General features: G+C 73.6%; 8 protein-coding genes and 1 pseudogene. 3 read left to right on the top strand and 6 right to left on the bottom strand.

The features are described from left to right. A partial coding sequence (locus tag ACPXCB_RS22695; protein WP_425877553.1) for a hypothetical protein occupies positions 1-464 on the top strand: 464 nt, incomplete at its 5' end. A gap of 236 nt (positions 465-700) precedes the next feature. Beyond that, positions 701-1495, top strand: a pseudogene (locus tag ACPXCB_RS22690) (neutral zinc metallopeptidase); the annotation flags it as partial. Between the two features lie 16 nt (positions 1496-1511). On the opposite strand, the gene ACPXCB_RS22685 reads toward ACPXCB_RS22690, so the two are convergent. Further along, entirely contained in the window at positions 1512-2060 is a 549-nt protein-coding gene (locus ACPXCB_RS22685; RefSeq protein ID WP_425877552.1) for a hypothetical protein, read from the bottom strand. 184 nt (positions 2061-2244) lie between these two features. Here ACPXCB_RS22685 and ACPXCB_RS22680 point away from each other — a divergent pair, with 184 nt between their 5' ends. Further along, a complete protein-coding gene (locus ACPXCB_RS22680; RefSeq protein WP_311412763.1) occupies positions 2245-2898 on the top strand; it encodes an HAD family hydrolase in 654 nt (217 codons plus the stop codon). 81 nt (positions 2899-2979) lie between these two features. Here ACPXCB_RS22680 and ACPXCB_RS22675 read toward each other — a convergent pair whose 3' ends face one another. The 5 genes from ACPXCB_RS22675 to ACPXCB_RS22655 form a co-directional block, all read right to left on the bottom strand. Next, the gene (locus tag ACPXCB_RS22675; protein WP_425877551.1) at positions 2980-5529 is read right to left on the bottom strand and encodes an ABC transporter permease; all 2550 of its coding nucleotides are present in this window, start codon (positions 5527-5529) and stop codon (positions 2980-2982) included. Further along, entirely contained in the window at positions 5529-6296 is a 768-nt protein-coding gene (locus ACPXCB_RS22670; protein WP_357662274.1) for an ABC transporter ATP-binding protein, read from the bottom strand. Before ACPXCB_RS22670 ends, ACPXCB_RS22675 begins: the two co-directional genes overlap by 1 nt. Positions 6297-6636: 340 nt before the next feature. Next, a complete protein-coding gene (locus ACPXCB_RS22665; RefSeq protein WP_132237447.1) occupies positions 6637-7323 on the bottom strand; it encodes a response regulator in 687 nt (228 codons plus the stop codon). Between the two features lie 25 nt (positions 7324-7348). Continuing rightward, entirely contained in the window at positions 7349-8545 is a 1197-nt protein-coding gene (locus ACPXCB_RS22660) for a sensor histidine kinase (protein ID WP_425877550.1), read from the bottom strand. A gap of 158 nt (positions 8546-8703) precedes the next feature. Then, on the bottom strand, positions 8704-9612 hold the full coding sequence (locus ACPXCB_RS22655; RefSeq protein ID WP_425877549.1) for a RecB family exonuclease: 909 nt from the start codon (positions 9610-9612) through the stop codon (positions 8704-8706). Positions 9613-9708 lie beyond the last annotated feature (96 nt).

Genomic DNA, 9708 nt, shown 5'->3' with positions numbered 1-9708 from the left:
GCGAGCCACAACTGGAGGAAAGGAGCGGGCAAATGAATGCACGCCTGAATCGAAAACTGCCGGCAGCCCTGGCGGGGCTGGCCCTCGCGGCAGGTGTGGTGGTGGCGTCTGCCCCGCCGGCGATGGCCAGCCACGATCGCACCCCCGTGGGCGCGGAGGGTGAGCCGCCGAACTTCACCCCGTCGGGCTTCAGCGCCGTCGACTGCGACTGGGAACCGTGGAGCAACGGTGAGGGCGGCGCTACCGTCAAGAATTCCATCTATCTGCGCACTGGGCCGGGGAAGACTTGCGGCAACGCCAGCGGCTACTCGATTCCGGTGGGCACGCGGCTCGGCGGCTGGTGCTGGACGATCAACGAGGCGAGAAGCAAGTGGTACTTCGTCAGCGTCGGGGGTGCGGCTCCGTACGGCTGGATCTATGAGGGCAACGTCAAGAACGTGAGCACGTTCGACACCCAGTGTTAGTGAGCTGACGCTGAATCGCGGAGGCCTGCCCGCTCGACGGGCAGGCCTCCGCCCCTTCGAGCAGGCCATACTGACAATTCCCAAGTGGCGTTTGTGGCCAGGTATGGGCGTCGGCCAGCGGGCCTCGCCTCTGGACTGGGTATGACCCATTCGGTTGGCAGCGCCGCAGGCCGGACCGGTGGACCGTCGCCGTCCGAGGCGTCGCCCACCTCCCTGCCCCGGTATGGCGGACCCGCCGCGGGGGTACTGGACGTCGCGACGCCGACGCCGGGGAGGGCACTGTGACGAGGCGCGTGGGACGCCGACCGCGAAGCTCGCTGGCCGGCCTCGTGGTGGCCCTCGTCGCGGCGGCCGGCTGCGTGGTCGGCGGGGTGTCCGACCCCGAGGGGCAGGAGCCCGCCCCGCCGCGGCCCGACACCCCGGCCTCGCCGGGCGCCGGGCAGGACCGGGCCGACGGCACCACCAGCGTCGCGGAGTTCCAGCAGGACGTCACCGACGCGAAGACCATCGCCGAGCGGTACTGGGCCGCCCAGTTCCAGGCCTCGGGGGAGCGGTTCCGCCCGATCCGCCGCGTCATCCCCTACCAGCGGGCCGGCGAGGTGTCCTGCGGCGGGCAGCCGCTGCCGCGCAACAACGCCGTCTACTGCTCGGCCGGCGACTTCATCGCGTACGACGTGAGATGGTCGGTGGGCGCCTTCCGTCAGGTCGGCGACGCGTTCGTGTTCTACCTGCTCGGCCACGAGTACGCGCACGGCATCCAGGCCCGGCTCGGCATCCGCCACTCCTACACCATCCAGCAGGAGTTGCAGGCCGACTGCATGGCCGGGGCGTACCTCGGCGACTCGGTGCGCTCGAAGGCGCTACGGCTCGACGACGGCGACCTGGAGGAGTTCCGCGAAGGGCTGCTGGCAGTCGGGGACGACCCCGACCAGCCCTGGTTCGCCGAGGGCTCGCACGGCACCGCCGAGCAGCGCACCGAGTCGTTCTTCCGCGGCTACGAACGCTCCCTGGCCGCCTGCGACCTGAGCTGAGGCCACCGGGTCGCAGTCAGTTCCACCACTGCCGTACCCACACCGAGGCCCCGCCGCCGTTGTCGCCGAGGTTCGGGTCGTTGAAGGAGAAGACCAGCCGCGACGGCGCACCGGCGTTGTAGTAGAGCATGCAGCCGCTGTCGGCGCCGACGGGGAACCATCGGCCCGAGGTGTAGGTCAACCCGTTGCTCAGCACCAGCATGGATCCCGACGTCACCTTCGCGATCAGCGCGTACCGGGGGGCGTCCGGCGCCGGCCAGCCGCTGCCGGCCAGCGGCAGCTCGCCGGAGATGGACTTCCGGGTGCCCCAGTGGTCGATGCGGATCGTGCCCAGCGCCGACACCCGGAACACGTCCCGGTCGACCATGCCCACCGGTGAGGGCCACGTGGTGTGCACGTTGCCCGGCGCGAACCAGTCCCGCTCATCCTCGTACTGGGGGGTCTCCAGGTCGTAGCAGCGGTCCAGGGGCAGGCTCGCCGCGGCGGCCGGCCCCGCCGGCCAGATCGCGACGGCGGCGGCGAGCAGGACCACGGTGCACCGGGATACCAGGGATCGGACGCGCATGGCGACCTCCGGGCGAGGGGCCGCCGTGCCGGCGACCGGTTGTCCCCGAGTCTCGCGCCCGCGCGCAACCCGTCGGCCAGGTCACCCCGCGACACCGCAGCGCGCGCTGGCGGCGTGGCGGCTGAGAGGATCCCGGGGTACGCACCCGAGGGAGGACCCCCTGAACAGCCACCACCCCGCCGCCGTGCTCTTCGACATGGACGGCACCCTGGTCGACAGTGAGAAGCTGTGGGACGTCGCGCTGCACGAGCTGGCGGCGGAGTACGGCGGCACCCTGTCCGATCCGGCCCGCAAGGCGATGATCGGCTCCAGCATGGCCGCGTCGATGCGCCTCCTGCACGACGACCTGGGCCAGCCGGGGCGCGACCCGCAGGCCAGCGCGGCGTGGATCAACGCCCGGATCCTGGAGCTGTTCCGCACCGGGCTGCGCTGGCGCCCCGGCGCGCTGAACCTGCTGCGGGCCGTCCGGGCGGCGGGCATCCCGACGGCGCTGGTGACCTCCAGCGGCCGGCCCCTGGTGGAGGTGGCGCTGGACACCCTCGGGCGCGACAGCTTCGACGCGGTCGTCTGCGGCGACGAGGTCGAGGCGGCCAAGCCGCACCCGGAGCCGTACCTGACCGCCGCCCGGCTGCTCGGCGTGCCGATCGCCCGCTGCGTCGCGATCGAGGACTCGCCCACGGGGGTGGCCAGCGCGCTCGCCGCCGGCGCGGCGGTGCTGGCCGTACCGGCGGAGGTGCCGATCGGGCCGCTGGACGGCGTACACCAGCTGGAGAGCCTGACCGGCGCGGACCTGGAGCTGCTGGCCGCCCTGCTCGGCGCGCCGCCGCCCGGCGCCTGACGGACGAGGGGCGCCGCCGCCCGGCGCCTGAGACGACCAGGGGCCCCGCCGGTCGGCGGGGCCCCTGGGTGCGCGGCGGGATCAGTCGTGGGCGATGGCGCCGAGCACGTTGATCCGGGCGGCCCGCACCGCCGGGAGCGCCGCGGCGACCACCCCGACGATCGCGGCGAGGCCGAGGAAGATCCCCATCTGGGTCCAGGGCAGTACCAGGTCGGTGATGCCCTCGTCGCGCAGCGCCTCGACCACGGCCGCGCCCAGGCCGGCGCCGACGACGACACCGAGCAGCGCGCCGAACACCGAGATCACCACCGCCTCCACGGTGATCATCCGCATGGTCTGCGCCCGGCGCAGGCCGATGGCCCGCAGCAGCCCCAGCTCCCGGGTGCGCTCCAGCACCGACAGCGCCAGGGTGTTGATGATGCCGAGCACGGCGATCACGATGGCCAGCGCCAGCAGGATCTGGATCATCATGAGCAGCCCGTCGAGCTGACCGGTCTGCTGCTCGATGAACGCCTCCCGGTCGGCCACCGACACCTCGGGGGAGTCGGCCAGCAGCGCCTCGATCCGCGGCTGCACGTCGGCCACCCGGGTGCCCGGCGCCAGCTGGATGAAGCCCTGGATGGGCTGCGGGATGGCGAAGCCGCTCGCCGCCTCCGCCGGCAGCACCATCGGGTTGGTCAGCTGGGAACTGGCGTAGATGCCGGTCACGGTGTACGTCCGCGCCTCGCCCCGGGACGTCTGCACCGGCACCTTCGACCCCACGGAGAGGCCGCGCGCCGTCGCGGTGTCGGAGCTGACCAGCATCCCGTCCGGCGCCAACCGGTCGATGTTGCCGGCGGTCGGCTCGGCCCCGAAGATCTGCCGCAGCGCGGCGACGTCACTGCTCGCCGCCACCCAGGTGCGCTCGCCGCCGACCATCGCCAGGTCGCCGTACTCGCCGTCGGCCAGGCGTACCCCCGGGATCGCGGCGGCCTTCTCCAGCACGGCCGGGTCGAAGCTCGGCGGCCGGGGGCCGCTCTGCGCCCCGGCGATCACCAGCTCGGCCTTCAGGCTGTCCTGGGCTAGCCCGCCGATGCTGCTCTTCGCCGAGTCCAGGATCACCGTCACCCCGGTGACCAGCGCGATGCCGACCATCAGCGCGGCGGCGGTGATGGCGGTGCGGCGCGGGTTGCGCCCCGAGTTGAGCCGGCCCAGCTTGCCCGGTACCGACCAGGCGAAGAGCGCGCCGAGCAGGCTCACCACCGGCCGGCTGATCAGCGGCGTCAGCAGGGCCACGCCGATGAAGGCGAACAGCACCCCGCCGAGGATGGTGGCCAGGGTGTTGCCCCCGGCGTTGCCGGTGAGCCCCAGGGCCAGCAGCGCGCCGCCCACGGCCGTGACGATCGCGCCGGCCACGGTGACCTTGGTCAACGGGCGGTCGGGGGTGGCCACGTCCTGCATCGCCGCGATCGGCGGGATCCGCGACGCCCGAAGCGCCGGCAGCAGCGCCGCCACCACGGTGATCACGAGACCGACGGAGAACGCGCCGACCACCGCGGAGAGCGGCACGCCGATCCCCGCCAGGGTCAGCCCGCCGGCGAACGTGCTGAACAGGTACGCCAGCAGCGCGCCGATGCCGATGCCCGCGCCGAGGCCCAGCACCGAGGCGACCAGCCCCACCGCGATGGCCTCCAGCACCACCGAGCCGATGATCTGGCGGCCGCTGGCCCCCACGGCGCGCATCAGCGCCAACTCCCGGGTGCGCTGCGCCACGATGATCGAGAAGGTGTTGAGGATCAGGAAGGTGCCCACCAGCAGCGCCACCGCGGCGAAGCCGAGCAGGATCCGGTTGAAGAAGGACAGCGCCTCCTTCATGCCGGCCGCCGCGTCCTCGGACAGCTGCGTACCGGTCTTGACCTCGAAGTCGGCGCCCACCGCGGCGGCCACGGCGTCGCGCAGCGACTCGTCGGACACCCCGTCGGCGGCGGTGACCGAGAGGTTGCTGAAGGTGTCCGGCGCGCCGAGCATCAGCTTCTGCGCGACCGGCGTGGTGAACATGATCTCGTTGGCGCCACCGATGGAGTCCCGGCCGCCGCTGTAGCCGAACACGCCGACGATGGTGAACTCCTGCTTCGGCTGGAGGGTCAGCACGCCGACCCGGTCGCCGACCTTCACCTTGCCGGCCGTCGCGAGCGCCTTGTTGATGACGATCTCGTCGTCGGCCTGCGGGGCCCGCCCCTCGCGAAGCCGCACCAGGTCGCTCTCGCCGGTCCAGTTCTCGCCGAGCTGCGGCGGGCCGAACGAGGCGACCACCTTGCCGTTGGCGCCGATCAGCCGTGCCCCGTCGACGCCGACCACGCCGGTGGCCTCGGCGACGCCGGGCGCCGCCCGGACCTTGTCGAGGGTGGCCGCCGGCACGGGCGCCGCCACCGGCATGCCCTCCGCCTCGCCGACGTCGATCTTCGGCTTGGCGGCGACGTTGACGTCCACGCCCTCGTACGCGTCGGCGAAGATCGCGTCGAACGAGCGGCCGAGGGTGTCGGTGAGCACGAACGCGCCGGAGACGAACATGACGCCCAGCACCACGGCCAGGCCGGAGAGGATCAGCCGGACCTTGCGGGCCAGCAGGCTCTTCAGGGTCGCGCGGAACATCAGCGCCCCACCTCGGCCGGGGTGTCCAGCTTCTTCATGGTGTCCAGCACCGTCTCGGCGGTCGGCTCGATCAGCTCGGAGACGATCTGCCCGTCGGCGAGGAAGACCACCCGGTCGGCGTACGCGGCGGCGGTCGGGTCGTGGGTGACCATCACGATGGTCTGCCCGTGCTCGCGCACCGAGTTGCGCAGGAAGTTCAGCACCTCCGCGCCGGCCCGCGAGTCCAGGTTTCCGGTCGGCTCGTCGGCGAAGATCACCTCGGGCCGGGCGACCAGCGCCCGGGCGCACGCCACCCGCTGCTGCTGGCCGCCGGAGAGCTGCGCCGGTCGGTGGTCCAGCCGGTCCCGCAGCCCGACCGTGGCGATCACCGTGTCGTACCAGGCCGGGTCCGGCTTGCGTCCGGCGATCGACAGGGGCAGCAGGATGTTCTCCTTGGCCGTCAACGTCGGCAGCAGGTTGAACTGCTGGAAGATGAAGCCGACCTTGTCGCGGCGCAGCTTCGTCAGGCCCGCGTCGCCCAGGCCGGTGACCTTCGTGTCGCCGATCGACACCGTGCCCCGGGTCACCGAGTCCAGGCCCGCGAGGCAGTGCATCAACGTCGACTTGCCCGAGCCCGACGGCCCCATGATGGCCGTGAACCGGCCCCGCTCGAACTCCGCGCTGACCCCCCGCAGCGCGACGACCTGCGCCTCGCCGCTGCCGTACACCTTCCACACGTCGCTCGCCCGGGCCGCGGCCTGCGCCTGCTGGCCTACCGTCGCGGTCACGTCATCTACCTCTTCCGTCTGTCTTCGGTCCGCGCCGCCCCCGCTGGTCCGGCACGGCAGTCTCATCATCTGTGCTCGCCGGCCCCGATCCGTCCGACTCCGGTCGGAGCCGTGGCGGATTTCGCGCTGCGGGTGCCCCCCCAGTGCCGACTCAGGGTTGCCCCTGAGCCGGCGGCCGGGCGAGGGCGCTTCGCCGGCCGGGACCGATCCTGCACAGTGACGCCGCGTCAGGGTCAACCGCGCGGCGACGTCTCCGGTCACGGTAGGTGACGACGGCAACCGCGCCGCGTGCCGTGGAGCATTCCCGGGTACGCGGCCCGTGCCGGCCGGCGACGAGGCGCTACGCCCGCGGGCGGACCAGACCCGACTCGTACGCCAGCACCACGGCCTGCACCCGGTCGCGCAGCCCCAGCTTTGTCAGCACGTGCCCGACGTGGGTCTTGATGGTGGTCTCGCTGACCGACAACGCCCGGGCGATCTCGGCGTTGGACAGCCCCCGGGCCACGTGCACGAGCACCTCCCGCTCCCGCTCGGTCAGCGCGCTCAGCGTGCGCGGCGGCGCGGCCGCGGGGTCGGGCAGCGCGTCGGCGAAGCGGTCCAGCAGGCGCCGCAGGATGCGCGGCGCCACGACCGCGTCCCCGGCGGCCACCGTGCGGATCGCCGCCACCAGGTCGTCGGCCGGCACGTCCTTGGCCAGGAAGCCGCTCGCCCCGGCCCGCAGCGCCCCCACCACGTACTCGTCCAGGTCGAAGGTGGTCAGGATCAGCACCCGCACCGGCAGCCGGGCGTCGACGATCGCCCGGGTCGCGGCGACCCCGTCCATCCGCGGCATCCGGATGTCCATCAGCACCACGTCGGGCAGCAGCCGCCGGGACAGCTCCACCGCCTCCAGGCCGTCGGCGGCCTCGGCGACGATGTCCAGGTCGTCCTCCGTGCCCAGCACCATCCGGAAGCCGGTACGCAGCAGTGGCTGGTCGTCGGCGAGCAGGATGCGTACCGGCCGTGCCGGCACCGTCGCGTCGGTCACCTGATTCCCCCGTCCCGATCCCCGGTCACGCCGCCGCGCCCCGGGGTTCCACCGGGATCCTCGCCGACACCCGGAAGCCCCCGCCCGGCCGCGCCCCGGTACGCAGGACACCACCGTAGAGGGCGACCCGCTCCCGCATCCCGACCAGGCCGTGCCCGATCCGGTCGCCGTCGGGCCCGGGGCCGCGCCCGGTGTCGGCGATCTCCACGTCGACCGTGTCCCCGTCGAAGCTCAGCAGCACCTGGGCGGTGGCCGCGCCGGCGTGCTTGAGCGCGTTGGTCAGCGCCTCCTGGGTGATCCGGTAGAGGGTCAACGCCACCCCCTCCTCCAGCGTCGCCGGGGTGCCCTCGACCCGCAGGGTCACCGGCAGGCCGGCGTCGCGCACCTGCTCCACGAGCGCCTCGATGCCGGCGAGCCCCGGCTGCGGAGCCAGCTCGGCGGCCGGCTCGGCGTCGGTACGCAGCACGTCGAGCAGCCGGCGCATCTCCCGCAGCGTCGCCCGGCTGGTCTCCTCGATGGTGGCGATCGCCCCGTCGGCCGCGCCCGGATCCTTCGGCAGTACGCGACGGGCCCCCGTGGCCAGCACCCCCATCACGCTGACGTGGTGCGCGACCACGTCGTGCAGCTCGCGGGCAATGCGGCGGCGTTCGTCGGCGACCGCCCGCTCGGCCAGCGAACGCTGGTTCTCCTCGGCCGCCCGGGCCCGCTCCCGCAGCGCCTCCGTGGAGGCCCGACGGGCGTGCACCGCGCGTCCCACCGAGTACGACACCGCCCCCACCAGCAGGTTGTTCAGCACCAGGTAGGCGGGACTGACGTTCGCCAGCAGCTCGTCGGGCGGTGGCGCGAGGGCGCTGGTGGCGCCGACCGGTATCCACAGCACCAGCGCCGCCACGACCGCCGTACGCGGTGGCCCGGCGGCGGCCGCCGTGTAGGTGAGCACCATGAAGGTCATGCCCTGCGTGGTCGGCGCGGGGCCGAGCAGCAGGGGCACCGCCAGCGTCGCCACCGCGAGCGCGACCGCCGCCCACGGCGCCACCCGCCGCCACGCCACCGGCACGGCGCAGACCACGCTCCAGCCCAGCGCCGCCAGCAGGCGCCCCGGCCAGTACTCGCGGGGGGTCAACGCGGTGAGCACCACCTCCGCCACGACGAGCCCGCCGGCGAGGAGCACGTCCGCGGCGAGGGGGTGCTGGCGCAGCCACGCCCGGGGGCCCGAAGTCATACCGCGACGCTATCCGCCGTCGCGGCCGATTGATCGTCGCCGGCGGTGAGCCCGGCCTCATCCCTCAGGAGGAGAGCAGCTCGTCCCCGTCAGGGCGGCCGACGCGGGTTTCACGCGCCGCGTGGACCTCACCGAATGGCGGTGCGCCGGTCAGCCGGTCACTCGTCGGCGCCGGGAGGCGTCGGGCGGGACCGGGCGTCGCGCAGCGGATCCGGCGTCGCCTGCGTCGGGAACGGCGGCGGGGTGCCTCCGAAGGTCGGGCAGAGCGCCTGGTGGCTGCACCAGTCGCAGAGCCGGCTCGGGCGGGGACGGAAATCCTGCTGGGCGGTCGCCTGCTCGATCGCCCGCCACAACGCCACGACGGTGCGCTCGAAGCGCAGCAACTCGTCGGCGTCCGGGGCGTAGTCGCAGACCTCCGAGTCCTTGAGGTAGAGCAGCCGCAGCACCCGGGGGACCACGCCCCGGGTGCGCCAGAGCACCAGCGCGTAGAACTTGAGCTGGAACAATGCCCGCGCCTCGAACGCCTCGCGCGGCGCGCCGCCGGTCTTGTAGTCGACCACCCGCAGCGCCCCGTCGGGCGCCACGTCGAGCCGGTCGACGTAGCCCCGGATCAGCAGCTCCTCGTCGACCACCGCCGAGATCAGGCTCTCCCGCTCGGCCGGCTCCAGCCGGCGCGGGTCCTCCACCGCGAAGTAGCCCTCCAGCAGCCCGGCGGCGGAGCGGAGGAACTCGGTCGCCGCCGGGTCGCCGTCGGCGAACAGCGCCGCCAGCTCGGGCTGCTCGGTGACCAGCCGGTCCCACTGCGGGGCCACCAGGTCGCCGGCGGCCGTCGGGGTGCGCCCGGCGGCCGGCAGGTCGAACAGCCGCTCCAGCACCGCGTGCACGAGCGTGCCCCGGGCCTGCTCGACGGTCGGCCGCTCGGGCAGCCGGTCGATGCTGCGCAACCGGTAGAGCAGCGGGCAGGTCTTGAAATCTGCCGCCCGCGACGGCGACAGCGAGGCCCGCACCGTCGCCGGGACATCGGTCGGGGTCGGGGAATGCTGCGTGGTCACCGGTTCCGCCGTCATGCCCGAGAGGTTAGGGCACCGGTGTGACACCACCACCGTCGCCGCACCGGTGCATGATCGCGTCGCTGGACCGGTGCGCGATCGCGTCGCCGCGCC

The sequence above is a fragment of the Micromonospora sp. DT62 genome (assembly GCF_049847285.1).
Lineage (GTDB): Bacteria > Actinomycetota > Actinomycetes > Mycobacteriales > Micromonosporaceae > Micromonospora > Micromonospora reichwaldensis.
Note: the sequence above shows the minus strand (reverse complement) of the source record. Positions and strands in the feature narration are given on the sequence as shown.